This is a genomic window from Pseudomonas sp. S3E12 (assembly GCF_001702295.1).
GTDB classification, from domain to species: Bacteria; Pseudomonadota; Gammaproteobacteria; order Pseudomonadales; family Pseudomonadaceae; genus Aquipseudomonas; species Aquipseudomonas marginalis.
Window position 1 is genome coordinate 68,323 of record NZ_MBDT01000033.1, and the last position, 24,830, is coordinate 93,152.

Genomic DNA, 24,830 nt, shown 5'->3' on the forward strand with positions numbered 1-24,830 from the left:
GGGCATATGGACTACTTTGATTGACGAGCGATCCCTAACCGGTAATGACTCATGCGCACGTTATGGAAGCGGTATGTGGCCCTGCTGGAAAACGACCTGAGCACGCAAGTTTTCGACAACGTCAAAAACCTGCTGGTGTGCGCGCTGCTGTTTGCGGCGGGTACCAATACCCTCGTGGGGCAGCAGGACCTGTTTATCGGGGTGTTCGCCTCCAGCGTGGCGGGGTGGGGGCTGATCCTTTTGTCGACAATGCTGATGCTGTTGAACGTCAGCGATGGCATTCGCCGGTTGGCCAAGCTGCGTTATCACCTGGCATTGCAACTGTTGCTGATCCTGGTTTATCTGGTGGTGGCCGAGCGGGTGGTAGAGATTGTGTGGGGCTTCCGCGCCCATTGAAGTATCCTCCGCACCCCGCTTTCCACCGATTCAAAGACAGATGACAGGACAAGACATGCAGGCGCTGCTGGAGTCGATCCTCGACGAAGTGCGCCCACTGATCGGCCTCGGCAAAGTCGCCGACTACATTCCCGCGCTGGCCGATGTGCCGGCCAACCAACTGGGCATCGCGGTGTACGGCAATGACGGCTCGGCCTACCGCGCCGGTGACGCCGATACGCTGTTCTCGGTGCAGAGCATTTCCAAGGTATTCAGCCTGGTGCAGGCCATCGACCACGGCGGTGAAACCATCTGGGAGCGCCTGGGCCACGAGCCTTCGGGGCAGCCGTTCAACTCGTTGGTGCAACTGGAATTCGAACGCGGCCGCCCGCGTAACCCCTTCATCAATGCCGGCGCGCTGGTGATCTGCGACATCAACCAATCACGCTTTGCCGTGCCGATCCTGTCGATGCGCGACTTCGTGCGGCGCCTGTCGGGCAACCCGCAGATCCTGGTCAACAGCGTGGTCGCCGACTCCGAAGCCCAGCACGGCGCACGCAACGCCGCCATGGCCTACCTGATGAAATCCTTCGGTAACTTCCACAACGATGTGGATGCGGTGCTGCACAGCTACTTCAACTACTGCGCCCTGCAGATGAGCTGCCTGGACCTGGCCAAGGCGTTCAGCTTCCTGGCCAACGAGGGCACCAGTGCCCACAGCGGCGAACAGATCCTTACCGCGCGGCAGACCAAGCAAGTCAACTCGATCATGGCCACCAGCGGGCTGTATGACGAGGCGGGCAACTTTGCCTACCGCGTGGGCTTGCCGGGCAAGAGCGGTGTGGGCGGCGGCATTGTCGCGGTGGTGCCGGGGCAGTTTACGGTGTGCGTGTGGTCGCCGGAATTGAACGCGGCGGGCAACTCGCTGGCGGGGATCAAGGCGTTGGAGTTGTTGAGTGAGCGGATTGGGTGGTCGGTGTTTTGAGTGCGAAACCACTTGGAGGGTTGGACATCCCACAGCAGGACATGGGACACACATTGAGGTAAAGTCGAGCCAGCGTTCGACGCCTGAGGTGATCTATGCTCGTTGCCATTGATCAGTCCTTGTCCTGAGCCGGAGACCAACATGTCACGTAAAAAAGTTAAGCCCCCAATTACTGAGGCACAAATTCTTGCCCAGGAATCAAGTATTCCCTCCATTGCGGCCAAAGCATTCAGGGATGCCTACGAGGTTGCTCTTTCTAAAGGAGAATCCGTGCTTGTGGTGCGTGCTGGTCAATTGGTTAAAGTTTCCAATACGGAAACGTTAGTTATCCGCCCTGTGGAAACCTACGGCACACTCAAGGCTGGTACGCGCTTGAAAACCAGAAAGTCCTTGTTGGACCGTCGGTCTGCTCAGGCGCAGATTCAGGCTTGAGTACGACCCCTCGCGTCCGTATGTTCGCCGGGCCGAACGGGAGCGGAAAGAGCACATTCAACTCGAAGGTTCCGGCCCACTTGCTGGTCAATTACATCAATCCCGATGCGATTGAGCTAGGCATTCGTGAAACGGGTGTTTTTGACTTTGCTGTCTTCGGGCTATACCGCTCCGCCGAGTGCGTGATCGCGTTCTTGCGCAGTCATTAACTGCTTTCAAAATTTCCCGACTCCCTCGCCAAACTGGACGACTTGGCCATCAAGGGTGAGCGGATCATTTTTGCTTCGCGCAACATCGACTCTTATATCGCTTCTGCTCTTGCCGATTTTATTCGGGTGTCTCTGATTGAAGACCGCGTAAGTTTTACATTCGAGACAGTCATGTCGGACGGCAGCAAAATTGAACTGCTAAGGCAGGCGAAAGCTGCCGGTTATAGGGTATACGTTTATTACGTTGCTACCGCGGATGCTGATATTAACGTTGCCCGGGTTGCCTACCGGGCCTCTATAGGTGGTCATGATGTACCACCGAACAAGATTCGATCTCGTTATAAGCGCTCTCTGGAAAACTTGTCTGAGGCGATACTTTTATCCAATCGAGCCTATATCTTTGATAATTCGCAAGACGGCGAGCCCAGTTTTGCGCAACTTGCCGAGATTACAGAAGGCGAGGATATCGATATTGTTGCGGACACCCAGCCTGCGTGGTTTCAGCAATACGTCATCGATAAGTTGACGTAGCCGCTTCACAAACAAGAAGCTCCGTCGACAAGTGGAGCCGCCAGCGTTCGCGGTCAAACGAAGAGGGTGGCAGCTGTACGCGGGTTGACCGACCGGTTGTCAACGAACCCGGCATACCCGAAAGTATCCCGCGCACAACTGCCGCGACACGATACCTCAGGCACAAAAAAAACGCCTGGGATAGGTGCAGGGCGTAGCAGTTCGTTAACAAGGCCGGACGGTCAAATCCGGTCGCTGAATTGGCAGCGACGGCACAGAGGTTAGTCAGCGAAGTTCCGAGCGACAACCTGAAACAGTCGTGGGATAAGTCCTAGGGAACTCATGCCCAGACGCTACATCCTGTGGCGAGGGAGCTTGCTCCCGCTGGGCCGCGAAGCGGCCCCAAAAATGGGACTGCTGCGCAGTCCAACGGGAGCGAGCTCCCTCGCCACAAACGCCTATTCAGCGCCCTTTTTTGCGCGTCTTCGACCCCGGCAAAATCATGCCCACCTCTTGCTGGTAGCGCCGATACCGCTCACCAAACAACACCACCAGGTCCTTTTCTTCAAAGCTGGCACCAATGAAGAGGTAAACCGTCATCCCTGTCGCAAACAACAGGTGCCCGGCCGTCATGTGCGGTGTTGCCCAAAAGGCGATCAGGAAGCCGAGATACAGCGGGTGACGCACGATCCTGTAAAACAGCGGCGTCCTGAATACTGGCGCCTGTGGTGTGGTTTTGCGCCAACGGTCGATGGCCTGCTTGAGCCCGAACAGTTCGAAGTGGTCAATCAAAAAGGTTGCCAGTAAAGCGATGCACCAGCCCAGCCAGAACAAGCCAATCAACACGGCCTTGGCCCACGTCGTTTCAACCTTCCAGACGGTGAGCGGCATCGGTTGCCACAGCCAGAACATCAGCACCAGCACCAGGCTGCTGAGCAGCACATACGTGGAGCGTTCCACGGACGTCGGAATGACTGCCGCCAGCCACTGCTTGAAGCCTTTGCGCGCCATGGCCGTGTGCTGGACGCCGAACAGCAGGATCAGCGCGCAGTTGATCACCACGGCGGCTGGCCAAGCGAGGAGGGGCCCGTCGTTGATGTTCTTGGGCACCGCCACGCTGCCGACGAAGCCGATCAGATATAAGCATGTGAACAGGAACGCCAAATAGCAGCAGGTGCTGTACACCAGCCCGATGACACGGGCGGTGCGAGTGTTGTCGAGTTGCATGAGCATGCCTTTCCCACAGGATGAATGGGCAGCAAACCCGCAGGTCAGCCATTTCATGGCTAAGCCTAGTGGGTTTTGCGTAATAACTATCGGCGCGTCGGTGGCGGCGGTGCGTTGGGTGGCACTGTTGCCGTGTTCACGTGCGTTAAGCAACTCGGTGCGCAATTTGGAATAATAGACAACCTACTGCTTAGTCATTCTGACTAAAGATTAAGCGTCTTGCGGCTTCCAGTGTCTGTGGGGGGACTCTTGAGCTGCCAGCGTCGACCAACTCTTTATTTAACTGCCAGTAGGTGCTTATGTCCGGGATGTTGTACTGCTCGACAATGTGGGCAATGGGTGTGCCGTTTTTAATGGCAGTGAATACCTGGTTAGCGATGCCGGTGCTGATGGTGGGTACATTAGTAGTGGACCTTTCGTGGGAACGCGGGTCTAGCCGTGGGGAGTCGGGATCGCTTAGTCGATAATTGTCTTGATCTACCATTATCTGCGCCATAGTGAGTACGTCCCTGAAGATGGGGGTGTCCCTAGATTTCAAATTTCGTTGCATGAACGCGTCCTTGGGAATCATGCTAAGAAGCTTTTCACTGTTTGAAAGTTGGACGAGTGCTTGGTAACCATCCCCTCTTAAAGTGTTCGTGAGTACGTCGAAATAATGTTCGGCCGGAACGCCGAGGTTGTTTTGTCGTGCGGTATGAAAATTCAAACCTACTTGATGCAGTACGTCGTGAATGGTTATGTCGGTATCGCCTCTGAGGCGTGGCCCGGTACCTGTGACAAGTGCTGCTTCCGCTAGCATCTCATTGATATCGAGTATGGCCGTGTCGTCAAGGATGGAATAGGGCAGTCCGGGCGTCTTGGGAGCCCTGTGATAGGCTTCCATAAAAGCATTGGACAGGTTCAGGTAAGTGCTGTCCAAGACGTTGCTGTTCGGTGCATAGGCAGCTTCCGAGAGCTGACCCATTGCTTCTGCAATTTGCTCTCTGTACCGCAGGTTGAGCGAGGCAACATGGGTGCGAGCTTGATCAAATGTATTAATGATGGGGGGCGCGGTTTGAAGCAACCCTGCGGTATTGGCGATATTGCTGGTTTTGTAATTATTAGAGGATGATGGTGATACGAAAGGCATCCGTAGTTCTCGACTGGTGAAGGTGTTACTTAGTGGTGTCGAGCCAGATCCGGTTCCATGTTCCATTGGGTTTGAGTGGGCTTTGTTTGGCATGTGGCAGGTCAGGAAAGCGCTGCGTAATAATTAACGAAGGGGTGAGTTAGAAAAAGGCTTTCCTTGGTCTGTTAGGATAGTTTCGAGCATTTTGCTGCGCCAACTGCAATATCGCGGGCGGTGTATTCGAACATTACGGTACCTGGCGATGCAGGCAAGTACGAGTATCCCCCGATACTGTTTAGTCGAGCCGAGTGCGTATTGGAAATGAGTCGAGAGAGGACGTGTAAAGGTGCCCCCTTGAGGGCGCACCTTTTTAGCGATCACCTATCAGGCAATCGCATCCCAGGCCCTATCACCGTTCTCGTCCTTGATGCGGGTCGGCAGGCCCATCACGTCCAGCGCCTTGAGGAACGACTCAGCCGGCAGTTCCTCGACGTTGGCCATGTGTTTCACATCCCACTCGCCACGGGCGACCAGCAGCGCGGCGGCTACCGGTGGAACGCCTGCGGTGTAGGAGATGCCCTGGCTGTCGGTCTCGGCGAAGGCTTCTTCGTGATCCGCCACGTTGTAGATGAACATCTCACGTGGCTGGCCATCCTTGGTGCCTTTGACCAGGTCGCCGATGCAGGTCTTGCCGGTGTAGCCCGGGGCCAGGGAAGACGGGTCGGGCAGCACGGCCTTGACCACTTTCAACGGCACCACTTCCAGGCCTTCGGCGGTGGTGACCGGCTTCTCGGAGAGCAGGCCGAGGTTTTTCAGCACGGTGAACACGTTGATGTAGTGTTCGCCGAAGCTCATCCAGAAACGCACGTTGGGCACGTCGAGGTTTTTCGACAGCGAGTGCACTTCATCGTGGCCGGTGAGGTAGAGGTTCTGCGAACCCACGACCGGCAGGTCGTCGGTGCGTTTGACTTCGAACATGGTGTTGCTGGTCCACTGGCTGTTCTGCCAGCTCCACACCTGTCCGGTGAATTCGCGGAAGTTGATTTCCGGATCGAAATTGGTGGCGAAGTATTTGCCATGGGAGCCGGCATTGACGTCGAGGATGTCGATCGAATCAATGCGGTCGAAATGCTGTTGCTGCGCCAGCGCGGCATACGCGTTGACGACACCCGGGTCGAAGCCCACGCCAAGGATGGCGGTGATGTTCTTCTGTTTGCACTCTTCCAGGTGGTTCCATTCGTAGTTGCCGTACCACGGCGGGGTCTCGCAGACCTTGCCCGGCTCTTCGTGGATGGCGGTGTCGAGGTAGGCGACGCCCGTGTCGATGCAGGCACGCAGTACCGACATGTTGAGGAACGCGGAACCCACGTTGATGACGATCTGCGATTCGGTCTCGCGGATCAGGGCCTTGGTCGCTTCCACGTCCAGGGCGTTCAGCGCGAAGGCCTGGATGTCGGCGGGAACCTTGAGGCTACCCTTGGCCTTGACGCTGTCGATGATGGCCTGGCATTTGGAGATGTTGCGCGACGCGATAGCAATACGACCGAGTTCGTCGTTGTGCTGCGCGCACTTGTGGGCCACCACCTTGGCGACACCTCCTGCACCAATGATAAGAACGTTCTTTTTCAATTGCTTTATCTCTCCTTTATCCGCCAGCTTACGAAAGGCTGGACAGGTAGTCGTCGTAACCAAATTCACGAACCACTTCGACTGTACCGTCGAGTTGTTTCACTACGATGGACGGCATTTTCAGGCCGTTGAACCAATTTTTCTTGACCATGGTGTAGCCCGCGGTGTCGATGAACGACAGCCGATCGCCGATGGCCAGCGGACGATCAAATTGATACTCGCCGAAGATGTCCCCGGCCAGGCAGGATTTGCCGCACACCATGTAGGTGTGTTCGCCCTCGCTCGGCGCCAGCTTGGCGTTGAGGCGATAAATCAGCAGGTCCAGCAGGTGGGCTTCGATGGAGCTGTCGACGACGGCGAGGTTTTTGCCGTTGTAGAGGGTGTCGAGCACGGTGACTTCCAGGGACGCGCTGTTGGTGATCGCCGCTTCGCCGGGTTCCAGGTAGACCTGCACGTCGTACTTCTGCGAGAACGCCTTGAGGCGCTGGCAGAAGGCGTCGATGGCATAGCCTTCACCGGTGAAATGGATGCCACCGCCGAGGCTGACCCAGTTGACCTTGTGCAGCAGCGCGCCGAAGCGTTCTTCGATGGTATTGAGCATCTGGTCGAACAGGTTGAAGTCGCCGTTCTCGCAGTTGTTGTGGAACATGAAGCCGGAGATCTGTTCGATCACGCCTTCGATCTTCACCGGGTCCCATTCGCCCAGGCGGCTGAACGGACGTGCCGGATCGGCCAGCAGGTAGTCGGAGCTGCTTACCTGCGGGTTGACGCGCAGGCCGCGGGTCTTGCCTTCGCTGCGTTCGGCAAAACGCTGCAGCTGGCTGATGGAGTTGAAGATGATCTTGTCGCAGTTATCGAGCATCTCTTCGATTTCATCGTCGGCCCAGGCCACGCTGTAGGCGTGCGCCTCGCCTTCGAACTTCTGGCGGCCGAGCTTCAATTCGTACAGTGACGACGAGGTGGTGCCGTCCATGTATTCCTGCATCAGGTCGAACACCGACCAGGTGGCAAAGCACTTGAGCGCCAGCAGGGCCTTGGCGCCGGACTGCTCGCGCACGTAAGCAATCTTCTGCATGTTGACCAGAAGCTTCTGTTTATCGATGAGGTAGTACGGCGTTTTGATCATTTTTGAGAGCCTGCGGCGGTGCCTGCCAAAAAAGGACACGCATTGTGCCCGCACTTGGATCGAATCGAAAGGTTAGTGGGCGGATTTTGCTGCGCCAGCTTTACGATCCTAACCACTGAGTATGACTATCTATGCATTTACACCGCTCTAATGTGGGAGGGGGCTTGCTCCCGATAGCGGTGTGTCAGCCAGCCTATTCTTTATTGACCCTCTGCTATCGGGGGCGAGCCCCCTCCCACATTTGGCCCCAGGTACCTCTGCTGCACTGCCATCAAACCGTCATCTGCCCACCACCTTCCTGCCACATTCCGCCGTTACTGTCCTCGCCAATGAGATCGATCTCAAGCGAGTGACCATGACTGATTTGAAAGACGTCGCGCGATTGGCCGGCGTATCCCGCGCGACCGCCGCCCGCACTTTTGCCTCCCCCGACCAGGTGCGCCCGGCCACCCGTGAGCAGGTGTTCGCCGCCGCCCGTGAGTTGGGCTTTCGGCCCAACCTGCTTGGCCGCCAACTGCGCCTGCAAACCACCCAGTTGATCGGCGTGGTGGTGCCCAATCTGCTCAACCCGGTGTTCGCCGAACAGTTCCAGGCCATGGAGCGTGCCGCACGCTTGCGTGGCTACAGCCTGGTGCTGGCGACCACCGACTACAGCAGCGAGCGCGAGTGCATCGTAGTGGAAGAACTGCTGCGCCAGCGCGTCGATGGCCTGGTGCTGACGGTCACCGATGCCGAAAGCAACAGCGTGCTCAGCAGCCTGAATACCGAACGGACGCCGTTCGTGCTGGCCTATCACCAACCGAGCAACCCCAACTACAGCGCCGTGTCGGTGGACAACCGCGCCGGCATGGCCTTGGCCACGCGCTACCTGCTGGAGGCCGGCCATCGACGCATCAGCATGGTCGCCGGCCCCGCCTTGCAGTCCGACCGCGCACGCCTGCGCTATGCCGGTTACTGCGACGCGATGAAGGCATACGGTCTCAAAAGCCGCGCGGTGATCGAAATGCCCGCCCATACCCAGGCCGAATTCGCTGCCATCCAGCCGTACCTCAACGGCCCCGACGCCCCCAGCGCGCTGGTGTGCTCCAACGATTTCCTCGCGATCAGCCTGATCGCCGAGCTGCGCCGCAATGCCTGGAATGTGCCCGGGCAACTGTCGGTGATGGGCTTCGACGGCATCGCCCTCGGCACCCAGATGCACCCGACCCTGTGCAGCGTGGTGCAGCCCATCGCGCTGCTGGCCAGCACGGTGATTGACCAACTGCTGGCGCAGATCGCCGGCAACGATCCCATTTCCCATTGCCTGCCTTGCCATATCCGGCCGGGCGAAAGTACCCAACCCTTTGAGGAGTCCCTTGATGCGCGCATTCAGTAAAACCCTGGCCGCCGTGCTGCTCTGCGGCGTGGCCAGCCTGGCCCAGGCCGCCGACACCGCGATTTGCTACAACTGCCCGCCGGACTGGGCCGACTGGGGCACCCAGCTCAAGGCCATCGCCGCCAGCACCGGTGTGCAGGTGCCGCTGGACAACAAGAACTCCGGCCAGTCCCTGGCGCAACTGGTGGCCGAAAAGGCCGCGCCCGTCGCCGACGTGGTCTACTACGGCGTGACCTTCGGCTTGCAGGCGCAAAAGGCCGGCGTGGTCGAGGGTTACAAGCCCAAGGGCTGGGAACAGATCCCCGCCGGGTTGAAAGACCCCGCCGGCCAATGGTTCGCGATCCATTCCGGCACCCTGGGTATCATGGTCAACGTCGATGCATTGGGCGGCCTGCCGGTGCCGCAAAGCTGGGCCGACCTGCTCAAGCCGCAATACAAAGGCATGGTCGGCTACCTGGACCCGTCCAGCGCCTTCGTCGGTTACGTCTCTGCCGTGGCGATCAACCGCGCAATGGGCGGCGACCTGGACAACTTCGCCCCGGCCATCGATTACTTCCAGAAGCTGGCGAAAAACGCCCCCATCGTGCCCAAGCAGACCGCCTATGCGCGGGTACTGTCCGGGGAGTTGCCGATCCTGGTGGACTACGACTTCAACGCCTACCGCGCCCGCTACAAAGACAACGCCAACGTCGCCTTCGTGATCCCCAAGGAAGGCAGCATCAGCGTGCCCTATGTGATGAGCCTGGTGGCCAACGCGCCGCACCGCGCCAATGGCGAGAAGGTGCTGGACTTCGTATTGTCGGACCAAGGCCAGGCCCTCTGGGCCAAGGCGTACTTGCGCCCGGTACGCCCGGTGACCATGCCGGCCGACGTCGCCGCGCAGTTCCTGCCCGACAGCGATTACGCCCGCGCCGGTGTGGTGGACTATCAGAAAATGGCCGCTGTGCAGGAAGCCTTCGCCGCCCGTTACCTGAACGAGGTCAAGTAAGTGGCCGCATCGGCAAAACAGGCGGCCTGGGCGCTGGCCCCGGCCTTTGCAGTGCTGTTCGCGTTCTGGCTGCTGCCGCTGGCGCACTTGATGGTGCTCGGCGCCGACAGCCGCGACAGCCACGGCAGCGGCTATTGGCAGGTGCTCAGTAGCGCGCAGTACCTGGGTAGCCTGGCGCAGACCTGCGTGCTGGCCATCGTCGTGACGTTCACCGCGTTGTTGATCGGTGGCATCAGTGGTGTGTTCCTCGCGCGCCAGCAGTTTTTCGGGCGCTCGGCGCTGGTGGCCTTGCTCACGTTTCCCCTGGCGTTTCCGGGCGTGGTGGTGGGCTTCCTGGTGATTCTGTTGGCCGGGCGCCAGGGGCTGCTGGCCTCCCTGGGCCTGCAATTGGCCGGTGAGCGCTGGATCTTTGCCTACTCGCTGGCCGGGCTGTTTGTCGGCTACCTGTACTTCTCGATTCCCCGGGTGATCCTCACGGTGATGGCCGCGTGCGAAAGCCTCGACCGCAGCCTGGAAGAAGCCGCGCATTCGCTGGGAGCAGGGCACTGGCGGGTGGTGTGCGACGTGATCGTGCCGGGCCTGGCGCCGGCGTTGGCGTCCTGCGCCGCGATCTGCTTCGCCACGTCCATGGGCGCCTTCGGCACCGCGTTCACCTTGGGCACGCGCCTGAATGTAACGCCGGTGGCGATCTACAATGTGTTTACCAACTACGCCAATTTTGCCGTCGCCGCCGCGTTGTCGGTGGTGCTCGGCGCGGTGACCTGGGCGGTGCTGTTGCTCACGCGACGCCTGGTGAAAAATGCGGGGACGGTCTTGTGAAACGCTCATCGCTGTTTGTGATGCAACTGCTGTTCACCTTGCTGGTGTGTGCCTTCATGTTGGTGCCGGTGCTGATGTCGTTGCTGGCCGGGTTGACGCGCAATTTCTTCGTCGGCCTGTCCAGCGGCCTGACCTTCGACTGGTTGATCCAGGTCTGGCAGGCCTATTCGCCCACCGTATGGCTGTCGCTGCAATTGGCCCTGGCGTGCGCGGTGTGTGTCTGCATGATCGGCGTGCCGGCGGCCTATGCGCTGGTGCGCATGAACAACCGCTTCAGCCGTGCCTTCGAAGAGCTGATGGTGTTGCCGGTGGCGATGCCGGGGCTGGCCAGTGCGCTGGCGTTGCTGCTCACCTACGGCCAGTTCGGCACGTTTCGCAGCAGCTGGTTGTTCATCCTGGTGGGCCATGTGTTGTTCACCTTGCCGTTCCTGGTACGTCCGGTGATGGCGGTGATGCAACGCCAGCAACTGCCGGTGCTGGAAGAGGCGGCGGCCAGCCTGGGCGCCGGGCCGATCAAGCGCTTTTTCAGCGTGGTGGTGCCCAACTGCCGGGCGGGGATTCTGGCGGGCGTGCTGATGGTGGTGACCTTGTCGTTGGGCGAATTCAACCTGACCTGGATGCTCCACACACCGATGACCAAGACATTGCCCGTGGGCCTGGCCGACAGCTACGCCTCGGCGCGCCTGGAAATCGCCAGCGCCTACACCCTTATCTTTTTGCTGATGATCGTGCCGCTGCTGATTGCGTTGCAGGCCATCAGCGCTCGTTTGTCCCGTGGAGAGCGTCGATGACCGCTATCACTATTCGCCTGCAAGGATGTCGCAAGGCGTTCGCCGACGGCACCGTGGCCGTGCATGACCTGAACCTGACCGTCGAAGGCGGTGAAACCCTGGCGATCCTCGGCCCGTCCGGCTGCGGCAAGACCACCACCTTGCGCCTGATTGCCGGCCTGGAACGCCCGGATGTGGGCCAGGTTTTTTTCGGCAGCGACGACGTCACCCGCCTGCCCATCGAGCGCCGTGACGTGGGCATGGTGTTCCAGAACTACGCGCTGTTTCCCAACCTCGATGTGGCCGGCAATATCGTCTACGGCTTGAAGATTCGCGGAATGTCGGTGGTGGAGCGCAATAAGCGCTGCGACGAATTGCTGGAGCTGGTGGGCCTGCAACAGCATGGCCAGCGCAGCATCCACGAATTGTCCGGTGGCCAGCGTCAACGGGTGGCCCTGGCCCGTGCCCTGGCGCCGCGCCCCAAAGTGCTGTTGCTGGACGAACCGCTGGCAGCCCTGGACGCGCAATTGCGCGAGCGCCTGCGCAGCGAGCTGAATGAACTGCTGCGCGGCCTCGGTATCACCTCGGTATTTGTCACCCACGACCAGGGCGAAGCCATGGCCCTGGGCGATCGTATCCTGGTGATGGAGCACGGCCGCGTCGCGCAATTGGCCAGCCCACGGGAGATCTACCAAAAGCCGGCGAATGCCTTCGTCGCCGGTTTTGTCGGCAACCTCAATGCCTTTGCCGTCACCTCGCGAACAGCCCACGGCCTGGAAGTCTGCGGCGGCGAGTTGCCGTGGCAGGCCGCCGACGTGCCCAGCACGGTGTACTGCCGCCCCGAACACCTGCGGGTGATGGAGAGCGAAGGGCACTTGCACGGCCATCTAGTGGCGCAGTTTTTCCAGGGCGCCCAAAGCCGCCTGTTGGTGGACGTGGGCGGCCCGCAACCGCTGCTGGTGGACAGCAGCGACAACCACCTGTACGCCGTCGGCGCGCCGATTGCCCTGGCGATTGCGCCGCACATGTTGTTCACCCTGAATGCGTGAGAGTTTGCTTGTGAATCGTCCGTTTCTTGTTGCGCAAATCAGCGACCTGCACCTTAAAGCCGGCCAGCGCCTGACGTATGGGGTGGTGGATACCCTGGGCGCGCTGCGCCGTGCCGTCGACCATTTGAACGCCAGCCACCCACGGCCCGATATTGTGGTGATCAGCGGTGACCTGGTGGACTTCGGCCGCGCCGATGAATACGCCGTGCTGCACCCCGAACTCGCGCGCCTGCACATGCCGTGCTACCTGGTGCCCGGCAACCACGACACACGCGGTCCGTTGCTCGAGGCATTCCGTGATCACGCCTACTTGCCTTTGTCGGCAGAGGGGCCGTTGGACTGGGTGGTGGACGAGCATCCGCTGCGTTTGATCGGCCTGGACTCGACTATCCCGGGTGGGCACGGCGGCCAGCTGCTGGACAGCCAATTGCACTGGTTGGACGCGCAACTGGCACGACGCCCGGACGCGCCGACGTTGCTGATCCTGCACCATCCGCCGTTCATCTGCGGCATCGGCCATATGGACCGTGAACCCTTTATCAATGCCGCCGCATTGGAAAAAGTCGTGTCTCGCCACCCGCAAGTGGAACGCCTGCTGTGCGGGCACCTGCACCGACCGATGCAACGACGCTTTGGCGGCAGCCTGAGTTGTGTGTGCCCCGGTACTTCCCATCAGATTGTGCTGGACCTGCAGGACGCCGCGCCCGCGCATTTCAACCTGGAACCGGCGGGGTATCTGTTGCATCGCTGGGATGCGCAACAGGGCCTGATCAGCCACAACGGCGTGTTCGGGGATTACCCGGGTCCGTATCCGTTTTATGACGCTCATGGATTGATTGACTGAGGTTTTACGGAGGTTTCACTTCACTCAACTCGCTAACAACTAAGCAACTGAATAACCGTTAACGCCCCGGCCAACGTCACGTTTGGCCGACGGCATCCTGCTGCCCATTTTTTGCGCCCGGAACCTGGATTCCGCGCCGGAGTTCGTCCTGATGAAAGCCACGTTGAATGTATTAAGTGTATTGACCGGCGGCCTGGGCATTGCCCTGAGCCCCTTGGCGTCCGCTGACTTTTTGAGCGACAGCAAAGCCAACTTGAGCATGCGTAACTTCTACTTCAATAACGACAACCGCGACGGCACGGCGGCACCGCCGAAGACCGAAGAATGGGGCCAGGCCTTTATCCTCAACTACCAGTCGGGCTTTACCGACGGCACCGTCGGTTTTGGCCTGGACGCCATCGGCATGCTCGGCGTGACCCTCGACAGCAGCGCCGCGCGCCATGTCGGCAGCTCAATGATCCCCACCGAAGACGGCAAGGCCACGGATAACTGGGCCCGTGGTGGCGCGACCGCCAAGGCGCGCTTTGCCAAGACAGAAGCGCGCTACGGCTACCTGCGCCCGAACCTGCCGATCCTGGTGAGCAACGACGGCCGCCTGTTGCCGCAGTCGTTCGAAGGCGGGCAGGTCACCAGCAAGGACATCGACAACCTGACCCTGGTCGGCGGCCAGCTTGAGCACACCACCGGTCGCGGCTCCAGCGACCGCAGCGGTCTGGCAGCGGCGGGCGGTACCCGGGAGAGCAATAAATTTACCTACGCCGGTGCGGACTACCAACTGACCAAGGACCTGATGGTCCAGTACTACTACGCCAACCTCGAAGACTATTACCAACAGCATTTCGCCGGGTTGATCCACGTACTGCCGCTGGGCGAATACGGCTCATTGAAAACCGACCTGCGCTACTTCAATACCCGCTCCGACGGCAAAAACAGCAGCGCCGCCGGCCGTGCCGAAGGCTACAAGTTGGGCGGCTATACCAAGAACGGCAACGGTGAAATCGACAACAACACCTGGAGCGCCGCGTTCATCTACTCCCTCGGCCCGCACGCGATCACCGCCGGCTACCAGCAAGTCTCGGACGACAGCAACTTCGCCCAACTCAACCAGGGCGGCCTGGTGAACAAAGGCGAGGGTGGTGCCAGCCTGTACCTCTACACCGACCGTACCGTGCAGACCTTCATCCAGGCCGGCGAACGCACCGCCTTTGCCCAGTACGCGTACGACTTCGCGTCGTTGGGTGTACCCGGCCTGAAGGCCTCGGTCATGTACCTCAAGGGCGACCACATCCTCACCACCAGCGGCAACGACGCCAGCGAGTGGGAGCGGGACATCTCGCTGGATTACGTGGTGCAGAGCGGCACATTCAAGAACGTCGGGTTCGGCTGGCGGAACGGCGTGTCACGCAGTGAAGTGGCGCGGGACCAGGACCAGAATCGGGTGTTTGTGAGTTATTCGATTCCGTTGATGTAGTACCGCTGAGCCCCTCATCTTTGTAGGAGCGAGCTTGCTCGCGAAAAACGTTAACGATAACGCGCCTGTTCAGAATGCCAGCGGTGTCCTTGGGTTCTTCGCGAGCAAGCTCGCTCCTACAGGGGGGGGCTTGCTCACGCCACCCGGTTCCTGCCCGCGCCCTTGGCCTCATACAAGCGCATGTCCGCGCGCTTGAGCAATGCCAGGGAGTCGCGGTCAGAAGGCTCGGCCACGCCCACGCCGATACTCACGGTCAGGCGACCCACGCTTGGAAAGACTGCCGCCTCGACAGCCACACGGATCTTTTCGGCGACCACGTCAGGGCTGTCCGGCTCTTCGACTTCCGGCAGCAGCACGGCGAACTCTTCTCCGCCATAACGGGCAACGAAGTCGGTGGCGCGCGTAGTGCTTTCTATCAGCACCGCAAGTTGGCACAGCACATCATCGCCAACGGCATGGCCGTAGGTATCGTTGACGCGCTTGAAATAGTCGGCGTCGATCAGCAGCAGGGCGAAGGTGCGGCCGGTGCGCTGGAACAACAGGCTGTTCTCGGCGAGTTTTTCATCGAAGCGGCGCCGGTTGAACACGCCGGTGAGGGCGTCGTGGGTGGCCAGCTTGAGCAGGTCGGCGTTGGCCTGGGTGAGGTCGGCGGTGCGTTGCGCCACGGTGGCTTCCAGGGAGGCGTTGGCGTCTTGCAGTTCACGTTCCTTGGCGAGCAGCGATTGCGTCATGCCGGTGAGCGATTGCCCCAGTTGGGCAATCTCCAGCACCGGGTGTTCCTGGGGGAAGACCGCGCCGGGCTGATGGTCCTGCACCTGTTTGGCGGACTTGGCCAGGCGCTCGATGGGACGGCTGAGGGAGGAGGCGAGGTAATACGCGGCCACTACAAAAGTGATCGCCGCGAGCAAGCCGAGCACGAGCAATTTGTACAGCAGGCTGCGCGCCGGTTGCAGGGCTACGTCCAACGGCTGGCGCACCATGATGTACCAGTTCATCCTGGCATTGGATGGGCTTGGGACGGCGACGGAGGCGGTGACGTAGCCGTTGTCTGTGAACCAGCCGGTTGACGGGACCAGCTTGTCTTTAGGCATCTGCTCACCGGCGAGGGCTTCGGGGTAAAGCACCTTGCCATCGAAGTCGACAATCAAGGCCTCGATATCGGGGAGGGCGTCTTTTTGCGTCACGGCGGACGCGACAATCTGCGTCACCCAGCGCCAGTGGGCATGGGCGCCCAGCACGCCAATCGTGTCGCCGCTGGCATTGCGAATCGGCGCGGCAAAGTCGATAAAGCGCAGCGGCTCGCCATTCGCCGCCCCCGGCAGCAGTTTGGCCAGCAGCACTGCCTCGTGGGGATCGCCGGTGTACTCACCGCGCAGGCCGGCCTGGAACCAGGGGCGTTGCTGCACCGATTGATTGACCAGCAGCCCATTGACCGCCTGGCGCACACGCCCGTCGGCGTCGGCAACCCCCATCCACGCGTACTCGGCGCGCGATTGGGTGCGCAGTTCCATCAAGGCCAGGATGTCCGGCGCATCCAGGTCGCCACGGCGAAACAGCGGGGCCTTGCTGAGCAAGGACACTTCCAACTGCCGTTCGCGCAATTGCACGGCCAGCAGCGCCGCCGTCGAGCGCGCAGTGCTCAACAGCGTATTGGCACTGGCCTGTTTCATCTGCTCGGTGGCGATATGCCCCACATAGAAACCCACGCTCAACAAAATGAGCAGCGACAACCCGGCAAACCACAGGGTGAGGTGACTACGCAGGCTGGCTTTGATCATGGGTGCTCATTTGAATGGTTGTTTGGGGCCATGGTATGCGTAATAGAGGAGACGCGACCAGCAATAGGTTGATCTATTCACTGCTGGTAACATGAGCAGATCTTGTGATCATCTGGAATAAAATGAGTTTGTCTCACTATGCTCGTGTGCCGACAATGGCTGCCATTGAATACCTACAGTGGAGTTGTAAGTCATGGCAGTCGCTCATTCCCTCGGATTTCCGCGCATTGGACGCGATCGTGAACTGAAAAAAGCGCAGGAAGCGTTCTGGAGGGGCGAGTTGGACGAAGCCGGCCTGCGTGCCATCGGCCGTGAACTACGCAAGGCCCATTGGGACCTGCAAAAGCAGGCCGGTATCGAGTTGCTGCCCGCCGGTGATTTTGCCTGGTACGACCAGGTGCTGACCCACTCGCTGATGTTCGGTGTGATCCCCGAGCGTTTTCGTCCGGCCGATGGCCAGGCCACCCTCGACACCCTGTTCGGCATGGCTCGTGGCGTCAGCGACAGCTGCTGCGGCGGTGCCCATGCCCAGGAAATGACCAAGTGGTTCGATACCAACTACCACTACCTGGTGCCTGAATTCAGTGCCGACCAGCAATTCCACCTGGGTTGGGAGCAGTTGTTCGAAGAGGTGCAGGAAGCTCGCGACCTGGGCCATACCGTCAAGCCGGTGGTGATCGGCCCGCTGACCTACCTGTGGCTGGGCAAGGCCAAGGGGGCTGATTTCGACAAGCTCGACCTGCTTGAGCGCCTGCTGCCGTTATACGGCCAGATCTTCCAGCGCCTGGCCGACCTCGGCGTGGAATGGGTGCAGATCGACGAGCCGATCCTGGTCCTCGACCTGCCGCAGGAATGGAAGAACGCGTTCGAGCGTGCCTACAACCTGATCCAGCGCGACCCGCTGAAAAAGCTGGTGGCGACCTACTTCGGTGGCCTGGAAGAGAACCTCGGCCTGGCTGCGAACCTGCCGGTGGATGGCCTGCACATCGACCTGGTGCGCGCGCCGGAGCAGTATCCGACTATTCTCGACCGCCTGCCGGCTTATAAAGTGCTGTCCCTGGGCGTGGTCAACGGCCGTAACGTCTGGCGTTGCGACCTGGAAAACGCCCTGGCCACCTTGCAGCACGCCCATGAGAAATTGGGCGATCGCCTGTGGGTGGCGCCGTCCTGCTCCTTGCTGCACAGCCCGGTGGACCTGGGCCGTGAAGACCAGTTGGATGCCGAGTTGAAAAGCTGGCTGGCATTCGCCGTGCAAAAATGCGCCGAAGTGGCGGTGCTGGCGCAAGCGGTTAACCAGCCTGAAGCGCCCAACGTCCTTGCTGCCCTGGCCGAAAGCCGCGCCGTGCAGGCGGCCCGCGCGGCCTCGCCGCGTATCCACAAGCCTGCGGTACAAGCGCGTGTAGCGGCGATTACCCGTCAGGACAGCCAGCGTAAGTCGCCGTTTACCCAGCGTATCGAGAAACAACGTGCGGGCCTGAACCTGCCGCTGTTTCCGACCACCACCATCGGTTCGTTCCCGCAGACCGCATCGATCCGCCTGGCGCGGCAGTCCTACAAGCAAGGCAAGTTGAGCCAGGCCGAATACGTCGAAGCCATGCACAGCGAGATTCGTCACGCCGTCGAGGTGCAGGAAAACCTCGGCCTGGACGTGCTGGTGCACGGTGAAGCCGAGCGTAACGACATGGTCGAGTACTTCGCCGAGCAACTGGATGGCTATGTATTTACCCGCTTCGGCTGGGTGCAGAGCTACGGTTCGCGTTGCGTGAAACCGGCGGTGATCTTCGGCGACCTGAGCCGCCCGAAGGCGATGACGGTGGAGTGGATCCGCTACGCCCAGGGCCTGACCCGCAAGGTGATGAAGGGCATGCTGACGGGACCTGTGACCATGCTGATGTGGTCGTTCCCCCGCGAAGACGTGAGCCGCGAAGTGCAGGCGCGGCAACTGGCCCTGGCGATTCGCGACGAAGTGGTCGACCTGGAAGCTGCTGGCATCCAGATCGTGCAGATCGACGAAGCCGCGTTCCGCGAAGGCTTGCCGTTGCGCCAGGCACAGTGGCAGCACTACCTGGACTGGGCCACCGAAGTGTTCCGCCTGTGCGCCTCGGGCGTGCGCGATGAAACCCAGATCCACACGCACATGTGCTACAGCGAATTCAACGATGTGATCGAGTCCATCGCGGCCATGGATGCCGACGTGATCACCATCGAGACCTCGCGCTCGGACATGGAGTTGCTGGACGCGTTCGAAGCCTTCGCCTACCCCAACGACATCGGCCCGGGCGTCTACGACATCCACTCGCCACGGGTGCCGGATGCCTCGGAAATGGCCAACCTGTTGCGCAAGGCGGCGAAACGGATTCCTGCCCAGCGCTTGTGGGTGAACCCGGATTGCGGGTTGAAGACGCGGGGGTGGCCGGAGACGGAGGCGGCGTTGATTCATATGGTCATCGCGGCTCGCCAGCTACGGGCTGAGTTGGCTTGATATCGTAAAAAATTTGGGAGGGGGCTTGCCCCCGATAGCCATGGGTATCTACACAACTTTTCAGCCTCTGACAAATCTCCACAGGGGAACTCGCCAGTCTCTGAAAATTGTGTAGATACCTATGCCACGATGAGTATGGGCGAGCTCCCACATTTGGATCTGTGTCAGATTAGAGGTATTTGAGCCAGGCCAGGTCGCGGCGGCGGGCCTTGAGCCCGGCGAACCAGCGCACCGGCGGGTAGAGCGCCAGGGGCAACACCAACGCCACCAGCCACACCGCACCGATACTCTCGAAGCCAAAGTAGTTGCCCTGGTTCAGGCCAAGCAGCGCGACACAGGCGACATACAGCACTTTCAGCACATAAAGGTGCAACAGATAAAAGAACATCGGCACGGATCCAAACACCGCCAACACGCCGATCCAGCGTCGATGCCCCACGCGTTCAAATGCCAGCAACAGCAACAGTCCAATGCCCAGGGTCAACGCCAGGAACAGCAGCGAAGGCGGGTACTTGGTGACATTGAAAAAGCTCATCAGCGTCTGCACGCCGTTGTCATATGCCTGCCAGGGTTTCTCGCCGTAGCCATTGAGCCCACGCAACAGCACAAACCCCAGCAACGCACCCAAGCCGCCGAGCAGCAAATACCGCTGGCGCACGGCGGGCAGTGTGGCATTGGCAAACCACGGTCCCAGGCCGTAACCCAGGGCAATCACGCCGATCCACGGCAGTACCGGGTAGGTCGTGCGCAGGCGCAGGCTATCGGACACGTCAATCCAACTGCGTTCATGCAGGATCGTCCACGGAATATGCAGCGCCGAGCCTGGGTCGAAGTGCAGGCCATCCAGCAGGTTGTGCCCGCCGATGATCGCCAGCGCCAGCACGATCAACAGCGGGCGCGGCAACCACACCAGGGCGGCGAGGGCGAGCATGCTGATGCCAATCGCCCAGATCACCTGTAGATAGATCACGCTGGGCGGCAACTGGAAGGTCCAGGCGAAGTTGACCAGGGTGAACTCCAGCACCACCAGGAACAACCCGCGCTTGAACAGGAACGCCGACACATCGCGGCGGCCCTGGTATTTCTGGCCGTATAAAAACGCGGATAACCCCGTGAGCAACACAAACACCGGCGCGCACAGGTGGGCGAGGGTGCGGCTGATAAACAGCGCGGGCTCGGTGCTGTCGATGCTCATCGGGTCGCTGACTTGCCGATGCAGCAGGAAGGTTTCGCGCACGTGGTCGAGCAGCATGAACAGGATCACCAGGCCGCGCAGGGCGTCGATGGAGAGCAGGCGTTGGCGCAGGGGAACGGCATCGGTCATGGGCGGAATCACAGGGCAGGGCGGAAAATTGGCGTTATCCTATAACATTAATCAACGCGTTGCCCTCCGTTGATCCCGCTTCTGATACCTTCAGTGAACTCACACCCGGAGACCCTGAGCATGAGCACCCCTCAAACCGTCATCGACTTCTGGCAGCACGCCGGCCCCAAACGCTGGTTCGCCAAGGACGATGGGTTCGACGCCACCTTCCGCGACACCTTCCACGCCACCCACCTGCAAGCCGCCCGGCGCGAGCTGGAAAGCTGGCTGGATTCAGCCGAAGGCGCCTTGGCCTTGCTGATCCTGCTCGACCAATACCCACGCAACGCCTTTCGCGGCACCGCGCACATGTTCGCCACCGACCCGCTGGCGCGCCTGTACGCCCAGCGCATGGTGGACGCCGGGCTCGACCAGCAGGTGGAGCCGGCATTGCGCGCGTTCTGTTATTTGCCGTTCGAACACTCGGAAGACCCAAAGGACCAGCAACGCTCCCTGACCCTCAATCAGCAACTGGATGCCAACACTTACCGCTGGGCCAAGGAACACGCGCAGATCATCGAGCGCTTCGGGCGTTTTCCCCATCGCAATGCGGTGCTGGCCAGGGTCACCACGGATGAAGAGCGCGCCTTTCTGGACAAGGGCGGGTTTGCCGGTTAACCCGCTATTCCGCCCGGGAATGCCCCCATAAAAACCGCGCATTGTCTTTCTCGGCGCGCATCTCGTAGCGTAGGGCTTCACCCAAGGAGCCCCGTTATGAACCAGCCCCCGTTGCGCCTCTACGTTGATTCGCTCTACACCAGCCCGTACGCGATGTCGGTGTTCGTCACCCTGCGGGAAAAAGGCCTGGCCTTCGACCTGGTCACCCTGGACCTCGACGCCGCGCAGAACCAGACGGCCGACTTTGCCCAGCTATCCGTGACCCAGCGCGTGCCGACCCTGTTGGAAGGCGATTTTGCCCTGTCGGAATCCTCCGCGATTACCGAATACCTGGACCAGGCCTACCCCGAGACAGCCGTGTACCCGGCCGATCCCAAGCAGCGGGCGAGGGCACGACAGGTGCAGGCGTGGTTGCGCAGTGATTTGCTGCCGATTCGCCAGGAGCGTTCGACCCTGGTGGTGTTTTATGGGCAGAAAATGCCGCCGTTGTCAGCCAACGCCCAAGGGGCAGCCCGGCGCTTGATCAGTGCTGCACAGGTGCTGTTAGCGGGCAACCCTTCGTACTTGTTCGGTGAGTGGTGCATTGCTGACGTGGACCTGGCGGTGATGCTCAATCGCCTGATTCTCAACGGCGACAGCGTACCTGCCGAGCTGGTGGCCTATGCGCAGCGCCAGTGGCGCCGGCCGTCCGTGCAGGCGTGGATCAACCTGCAACGTCCTGCGCTGTAGCGCTGGCCGTCATCTGCATGACGCGCCGGTCCAGGTCTTCCCAATCGGCCATGCCCAGCACTCGCGTGGTGTTCAAACCACGCAGGTAGCCGCGCAACTGCTGGGCACTGGCGTGCACCTGGTCGGCCTCCGACGCCTCATCCAGCAGTACCTGTTCATAGTCGAGCAGGTAATCGGCGACCCGTTCGCGAAACTCCGGCAAGACGGCTTCGCGGATGCGGTCGAAGGTTTTCTGGTGGGGCTTCATGGCGTGGTCCTTATAGGTTTTATGTGAGCACTATCGGTTCAGATAATAGTCACCATCATGCAACGCAAGTTCTGTTTTTTCAGGAAAAGCGCAAAATCGCCTGCATCGAGACGCTGTTCAAGGAAATGCGCGATGAGGACGTTGATTCAGCTGGGTTTAATGATGCTGATGCTGGGCACTGTGATCGTCAACAACGCAGCGATCGCTGATGAATTGCGTGCAGGCCATTTGCTACCTATCGTCGGTAGCGTAGACTCCCTGCAGCATGCGCAATCGGTGGGTGTGTTGTTAAGCGATAACACCCGCGACAACCTCAGCTACCTCGAACGCTACCACGACATGGCCTTGAACGGCGCCAGGGATGCCCTTGACGCACGTATCCGCGAGGCGTTCGTCAACAGCTCCGACCCGGAACTGGCCATTGATTGGTTGATGGGCTCGCTGCAGGGAACCTTTTTGTCGGTGACGGTCTACGACAACCTGGATGCCCTGGTGCAGGCTCGCCCCGATGTGGTGGTGATGCTCGATACCCATAACCAATTACTGACCCAGCGCAACGATCAGGTCGAAGCGCGTTTTATCGCACGGTTTTATGACGCGAACCTGCAATACATCGCCAAGGCCGAAGGCTCGGTGCACAGGCAGGTGCCCTCGGTGTGGGTGCACGACAAGGCCGCACCGGAGATTGCCGCGCGGATCGAGCAGCAGCGGGATGTGCAGCTCGATGCGCTGAAGCAGTTCGATGCCTCGCTCAAGGCGCTGGTTCGCGCGGGTTGATGTGAACCTTTATTTTTAGACTCGGGATTTTTTCATGCGCTCTTTTTTCGTACCGGCCGCGACCCTGTTGCTGGCCGGTTGTGTTTCCGCCCCCAATACTCCGACCTTGACTCTGCAAACCGGCAAGAGCCCGGAAGCCTATGTGCAATGTCTGCTTCCCAAGCTGGAAAAGCACGGGATCACGTCGACGGTGACCCAGAACTCGCGCCACGCCAGGCTGGTGTTGACCAGCAAGATTGCCGCCGATGACGTGCTGGAGGTCTACAAGGCGGGGGACGGCGGCAAGGTGTTTTTGTACGAGCGCAAGCCGCTGGCGTCGACCATTACGCCGTCGCGGCTTGAACAGGTGGCGCAGGACTGCAAATAACCCATGTGGGAGGGGGCAAGCCCCCTCCCACATTTGAATCTGCATAAGGCCTAAGGTCTGGCTTCGTTGCTGAAGCTGTTAACCGTTTTCACCAGCCCTTGAGCCGCCAAAGCCACCAACTCCCCACCTTTCTCCACCGTCGCCAGCGCCGGGTCCGAGCCCATGCGCCCGTCGGGGAAGCGGGCGCGGAAGTCCAGGGCCTCACGGATCGGCCCGGTGTTGGCGATCTGCGGGGAGTAGTCGGCCGATTTGATCGCGTCGGGGTACGCCCACTGCGTCACCGCGATTTCCGAAGGCGTCGCATGGCTGCCATGGCCTACCGGGAATTGGCGGTGCGCCAGGTCAGTGACGCCTTCCAGGTCCCACCAGTTCACCAGCTTCAACGCAAACCCGGCAGGGCGGCGGTCGAAGCTCGCCTCGGCGTACAGCTCGGAAAACGCTGCTTCAATCGTGGCGATATTACCGCCGTGGCCGTTCAGAAACAGGATCTTGTCGAAACCATGCCCGGCCAGCGAGCGCACCCAGTCGCCAATCGCAGCGATAAAGGTGGAAGGGCGCAGGGAAATGGTGCCGGGAAAGCCCAGGTGGTGCTGGGCCATGCCGATATTGAAGGTCGGGCCGATGAGGATGTCGGCGTTCTTTTGCGCCTCATGGGCGATGATTTCCGGGCACATCCAGTCGGTGCCCAGCAGGCCGGTGGGGCCGTGTTGTTCGTTGGAGCCGATGGGGATCACCACCGTGCGGCTGCGTTCCAGGAACTGCCCGATCTCGATCCAGGTCGATTGATGTAGAAGCATGCGAAGCTCTCTTTTATCTGTGGGGACAGGCTAACCGCCACGGATTGTACGACTACTCGCCACCTGCTGGGGTTTGCAATTGAGGTACGTCGAGGACTTCAGCCAACGTTGGTCGGGGTACCACGAAAACATGAACTGCCCATCCTTGAGCTTGTCCACCACCTGGCGTGCCACCTGCGGGCGCACGGCCGGGCAACCCTGGCTGCGGCCGATGCGGCCTTCGCGCTTGCTCCACAACGGGCTGACGTAGTCGGCGGCGTGAATCACGATGGCGCGGTCGCGGGCCTGGTCATTGAACCCCGGCTCCAGGCCGTCCATGCGCAGCGAGTAGCCATGGGTGCCCAGGTAGCTTTCCTGGGTGCGGAACAGGCCCAGGCTGGATTGATGGCTGCCTTCCAGGTTGGAGAATTGGGTGGCGAAGTTTTCCCCGGACTTTGCGCCGTGGGCCACCAGGTCGCGCAGCACCAGGGTTTTCTTGCGCAGGTCGAAGATCCACAGCCGACGGGCGGTTGAAGGTTGGGAATAGTCAATCACGGCCAGGCGCTCGGAGCGTTCCTCGCCATTATTGACGGCGCATTGCACGGCGTTCAGGGCGCTTTTCAGTACCGTGGGATTGAGTTCTGGAGCCGAGCGCGCCAGGCTGCTATACAAGGAAGGAGGGTTGCCATTGGCGGCGAGCGTAATATTGCTCAGTAAAGCCAGGCCCACGGTGACCAAACCGAGGCGGCATATAAAAGTCAGCATCTACAGTACAT

25 protein-coding genes are annotated in these 24,830 nt (G+C 60.5%); 16 read left to right on the plus strand and 9 right to left on the minus strand.

Annotation, left to right across the window (positions count from 1 at the left end; translation table 11 throughout):
- The first annotated feature begins 51 nt into the window (after window positions 1-51).
- The 4 genes from BB029_RS28735 to BB029_RS28750 all read left to right on the plus strand — a co-directional run bounded on the left by BB029_RS28735 (window position 52) and on the right by BB029_RS28750 (window position 2,532).
- Window positions 52-396 (plus strand): hypothetical protein, encoded by a 345-nt coding sequence (locus tag BB029_RS28735; RefSeq protein WP_065941837.1) that lies wholly within the window; start codon window positions 52-54, stop codon window positions 394-396.
- Window positions 397-451: 55 nt separating this feature from the next.
- Complete coding sequence (glsB, locus tag BB029_RS28740; RefSeq protein ID WP_027607252.1) at window positions 452-1,360, plus strand: glutaminase B; 909 nt, start codon at window positions 452-454, stop codon at window positions 1,358-1,360.
- 141 nt (window positions 1,361-1,501) lie between these two features.
- Window positions 1,502-1,792, plus strand: coding sequence for a hypothetical protein (locus tag BB029_RS28745; protein ID WP_065941838.1), 291 nt, complete (start codon window positions 1,502-1,504; stop codon window positions 1,790-1,792).
- A gap of 251 nt (window positions 1,793-2,043) precedes the next feature.
- The gene (locus tag BB029_RS28750; RefSeq protein ID WP_256558457.1) at window positions 2,044-2,532 is read left to right on the plus strand and encodes a zeta toxin family protein; all 489 of its coding nucleotides are present in this window, start codon (window positions 2,044-2,046) and stop codon (window positions 2,530-2,532) included.
- Window positions 2,533-2,973: 441 nt separating this feature from the next.
- On the opposite strand, the gene mddA is transcribed toward BB029_RS28750, so the two are convergent.
- From mddA to BB029_RS28770, 4 genes are all read right to left on the minus strand, one after another.
- Window positions 2,974-3,744, minus strand: a complete 771-nt coding sequence (gene mddA / locus BB029_RS28755; RefSeq protein ID WP_065941839.1) for a methanethiol S-methyltransferase — start codon at window positions 3,742-3,744, stop codon at window positions 2,974-2,976.
- A 184-nt stretch (window positions 3,745-3,928) separates the two neighbouring features.
- Entirely contained in the window at window positions 3,929-4,867 is a 939-nt protein-coding gene (locus BB029_RS28760; RefSeq protein WP_141696604.1) for a hypothetical protein, read from the minus strand.
- Window positions 4,868-5,230: 363 nt separating this feature from the next.
- On the minus strand, window positions 5,231-6,475 hold the full coding sequence (locus BB029_RS28765) for a saccharopine dehydrogenase family protein (RefSeq protein WP_065941841.1): 1,245 nt from the start codon (window positions 6,473-6,475) through the stop codon (window positions 5,231-5,233).
- A gap of 28 nt (window positions 6,476-6,503) precedes the next feature.
- Window positions 6,504-7,601, minus strand: coding sequence for a carboxynorspermidine decarboxylase (locus BB029_RS28770; protein WP_027607243.1), 1,098 nt, complete (start codon window positions 7,599-7,601; stop codon window positions 6,504-6,506).
- A 355-nt stretch (window positions 7,602-7,956) separates the two neighbouring features.
- Here BB029_RS28770 and BB029_RS28775 point away from each other — a divergent pair, with 355 nt between their 5' ends.
- From BB029_RS28775 to BB029_RS28805, 7 genes are all read left to right on the plus strand, one after another.
- Complete coding sequence (locus BB029_RS28775; protein ID WP_027607242.1) at window positions 7,957-8,976, plus strand: LacI family DNA-binding transcriptional regulator; 1,020 nt, start codon at window positions 7,957-7,959, stop codon at window positions 8,974-8,976.
- Window positions 8,960-9,964 carry an ABC transporter substrate-binding protein gene (locus BB029_RS28780; RefSeq protein WP_065941842.1) on the plus strand — a complete coding sequence of 335 codons (1,005 nt, stop codon included), beginning with the start codon at window positions 8,960-8,962 and terminating at the stop codon, window positions 9,962-9,964. The genes BB029_RS28775 and BB029_RS28780 overlap by 17 nt, the downstream gene beginning before the upstream one ends.
- Window positions 9,965-10,783 (plus strand): iron ABC transporter permease, encoded by an 819-nt coding sequence (locus BB029_RS28785; RefSeq protein WP_065941843.1) that lies wholly within the window; start codon window positions 9,965-9,967, stop codon window positions 10,781-10,783.
- On the plus strand, window positions 10,780-11,574 hold the full coding sequence (locus BB029_RS28790; protein ID WP_065941844.1) for an ABC transporter permease: 795 nt from the start codon (window positions 10,780-10,782) through the stop codon (window positions 11,572-11,574). Before BB029_RS28785 ends, BB029_RS28790 begins: the two co-directional genes overlap by 4 nt.
- Window positions 11,571-12,602, plus strand: a complete 1,032-nt coding sequence (locus tag BB029_RS28795; protein WP_065941845.1) for an ABC transporter ATP-binding protein — start codon at window positions 11,571-11,573, stop codon at window positions 12,600-12,602. Before BB029_RS28790 ends, BB029_RS28795 begins: the two co-directional genes overlap by 4 nt.
- A 10-nt stretch (window positions 12,603-12,612) precedes the next feature.
- Complete coding sequence (locus BB029_RS28800) at window positions 12,613-13,446, plus strand: phosphodiesterase (protein WP_065941899.1); 834 nt, start codon at window positions 12,613-12,615, stop codon at window positions 13,444-13,446.
- 151 nt (window positions 13,447-13,597) lie between these two features.
- Entirely contained in the window at window positions 13,598-14,917 is a 1,320-nt protein-coding gene (locus tag BB029_RS28805) for an OprD family porin (protein WP_065941900.1), read from the plus strand.
- Between the two features lie 134 nt (window positions 14,918-15,051).
- On the opposite strand, the gene BB029_RS28810 is transcribed toward BB029_RS28805, so the two are convergent.
- Window positions 15,052-16,695, minus strand: coding sequence for a sensor domain-containing diguanylate cyclase (locus BB029_RS28810; RefSeq protein ID WP_065941846.1), 1,644 nt, complete (start codon window positions 16,693-16,695; stop codon window positions 15,052-15,054).
- A 193-nt stretch (window positions 16,696-16,888) separates the two neighbouring features.
- On the opposite strand from BB029_RS28810, the gene metE reads away from it, so the two are divergent.
- On the plus strand, window positions 16,889-19,177 hold the full coding sequence (gene metE / locus BB029_RS28815) for a 5-methyltetrahydropteroyltriglutamate--homocysteine S-methyltransferase (protein ID WP_065941847.1): 2,289 nt from the start codon (window positions 16,889-16,891) through the stop codon (window positions 19,175-19,177).
- A 169-nt stretch (window positions 19,178-19,346) separates the two neighbouring features.
- Here metE and BB029_RS28820 read toward each other — a convergent pair whose 3' ends face one another.
- Window positions 19,347-20,501, minus strand: coding sequence for a DUF1624 domain-containing protein (locus BB029_RS28820; RefSeq protein WP_065941848.1), 1,155 nt, complete (start codon window positions 20,499-20,501; stop codon window positions 19,347-19,349).
- 120 nt (window positions 20,502-20,621) lie between these two features.
- Between BB029_RS28820 and BB029_RS28825 the strand changes: the two genes are divergently transcribed.
- Complete coding sequence (locus BB029_RS28825; RefSeq protein WP_108572762.1) at window positions 20,622-21,158, plus strand: DUF924 family protein; 537 nt, start codon at window positions 20,622-20,624, stop codon at window positions 21,156-21,158.
- Window positions 21,159-21,254: 96 nt separating this feature from the next.
- Window positions 21,255-21,887 carry a glutathione transferase gene (yfcF, locus tag BB029_RS28830; RefSeq protein ID WP_065941849.1) on the plus strand — a complete coding sequence of 211 codons (633 nt, stop codon included), beginning with the start codon at window positions 21,255-21,257 and terminating at the stop codon, window positions 21,885-21,887.
- On the opposite strand, the gene BB029_RS28835 is transcribed toward yfcF, so the two are convergent.
- A complete protein-coding gene (locus tag BB029_RS28835; RefSeq protein WP_065941850.1) occupies window positions 21,862-22,134 on the minus strand; it encodes a hypothetical protein in 273 nt (90 codons plus the stop codon). The two genes, yfcF and BB029_RS28835, sit on opposite strands and share 26 nt — an antisense overlap.
- A 132-nt stretch (window positions 22,135-22,266) precedes the next feature.
- Between BB029_RS28835 and BB029_RS28840 the strand changes: the two genes are divergently transcribed.
- Both BB029_RS28840 and BB029_RS28845 read left to right on the plus strand, forming a co-directional pair.
- The gene (locus tag BB029_RS28840) at window positions 22,267-22,911 is read left to right on the plus strand and encodes an ATPase (RefSeq protein ID WP_065941851.1); all 645 of its coding nucleotides are present in this window, start codon (window positions 22,267-22,269) and stop codon (window positions 22,909-22,911) included.
- 34 nt (window positions 22,912-22,945) lie between these two features.
- A complete protein-coding gene (locus BB029_RS28845; protein WP_065941852.1) occupies window positions 22,946-23,278 on the plus strand; it encodes a hypothetical protein in 333 nt (110 codons plus the stop codon).
- Between the two features lie 50 nt (window positions 23,279-23,328).
- On the opposite strand, the gene BB029_RS28850 is transcribed toward BB029_RS28845, so the two are convergent.
- Together BB029_RS28850 and BB029_RS28855 are read right to left on the minus strand one after the other, a co-directional pair.
- Window positions 23,329-24,075 (minus strand): creatininase family protein, encoded by a 747-nt coding sequence (locus BB029_RS28850; RefSeq protein WP_065941853.1) that lies wholly within the window; start codon window positions 24,073-24,075, stop codon window positions 23,329-23,331.
- A gap of 30 nt (window positions 24,076-24,105) precedes the next feature.
- Window positions 24,106-24,819: a murein L,D-transpeptidase catalytic domain family protein gene (locus tag BB029_RS28855; RefSeq protein WP_065941854.1), complete on the minus strand. Its 714-nt coding sequence runs from the start codon at window positions 24,817-24,819 to the stop codon at window positions 24,106-24,108.
- Window positions 24,820-24,830: the final 11 nt, after the last annotated feature.

Coding starts and splice junctions, on each gene's coding strand:
- BB029_RS28805 (WP_065941900.1), top strand. CDS start 13,598: ATGAAAGCCACGTTGAATGTATTAAGTGTATTGACCGGCGGCCTGGGC.
- BB029_RS28825 (WP_108572762.1), top strand. CDS start 20,622: ATGAGCACCCCTCAAACCGTCATCGACTTCTGGCAGCACGCCGGCCCC.
- BB029_RS28745 (WP_065941838.1), top strand. CDS start 1,502: ATGTCACGTAAAAAAGTTAAGCCCCCAATTACTGAGGCACAAATTCTT.
- yfcF (WP_065941849.1), top strand. CDS start 21,255: ATGAACCAGCCCCCGTTGCGCCTCTACGTTGATTCGCTCTACACCAGC.
- BB029_RS28760 (WP_141696604.1), bottom strand. CDS start 4,867: ATGCCTTTCGTATCACCATCATCCTCTAATAATTACAAAACCAGCAAT.
- BB029_RS28770 (WP_027607243.1), bottom strand. CDS start 7,601: ATGATCAAAACGCCGTACTACCTCATCGATAAACAGAAGCTTCTGGTC.
- BB029_RS28820 (WP_065941848.1), bottom strand. CDS start 20,501: ATGACCGATGCCGTTCCCCTGCGCCAACGCCTGCTCTCCATCGACGCC.
- BB029_RS28835 (WP_065941850.1), bottom strand. CDS start 22,134: ATGAAGCCCCACCAGAAAACCTTCGACCGCATCCGCGAAGCCGTCTTG.
- BB029_RS28810 (WP_065941846.1), bottom strand. CDS start 16,695: ATGATCAAAGCCAGCCTGCGTAGTCACCTCACCCTGTGGTTTGCCGGG.
- BB029_RS28850 (WP_065941853.1), bottom strand. CDS start 24,075: ATGCTTCTACATCAATCGACCTGGATCGAGATCGGGCAGTTCCTGGAA.
- BB029_RS28845 (WP_065941852.1), top strand. CDS start 22,946: ATGCGCTCTTTTTTCGTACCGGCCGCGACCCTGTTGCTGGCCGGTTGT.
- BB029_RS28780 (WP_065941842.1), top strand. CDS start 8,960: ATGCGCGCATTCAGTAAAACCCTGGCCGCCGTGCTGCTCTGCGGCGTG.
- BB029_RS28775 (WP_027607242.1), top strand. CDS start 7,957: ATGACTGATTTGAAAGACGTCGCGCGATTGGCCGGCGTATCCCGCGCG.
- BB029_RS28840 (WP_065941851.1), top strand. CDS start 22,267: ATGAGGACGTTGATTCAGCTGGGTTTAATGATGCTGATGCTGGGCACT.
- glsB (WP_027607252.1), top strand. CDS start 452: ATGCAGGCGCTGCTGGAGTCGATCCTCGACGAAGTGCGCCCACTGATC.
- BB029_RS28855 (WP_065941854.1), bottom strand. CDS start 24,819: ATGCTGACTTTTATATGCCGCCTCGGTTTGGTCACCGTGGGCCTGGCT.
- mddA (WP_065941839.1), bottom strand. CDS start 3,744: ATGCTCATGCAACTCGACAACACTCGCACCGCCCGTGTCATCGGGCTG.
- metE (WP_065941847.1), top strand. CDS start 16,889: ATGGCAGTCGCTCATTCCCTCGGATTTCCGCGCATTGGACGCGATCGT.
- BB029_RS28735 (WP_065941837.1), top strand. CDS start 52: ATGCGCACGTTATGGAAGCGGTATGTGGCCCTGCTGGAAAACGACCTG.
- BB029_RS28795 (WP_065941845.1), top strand. CDS start 11,571: ATGACCGCTATCACTATTCGCCTGCAAGGATGTCGCAAGGCGTTCGCC.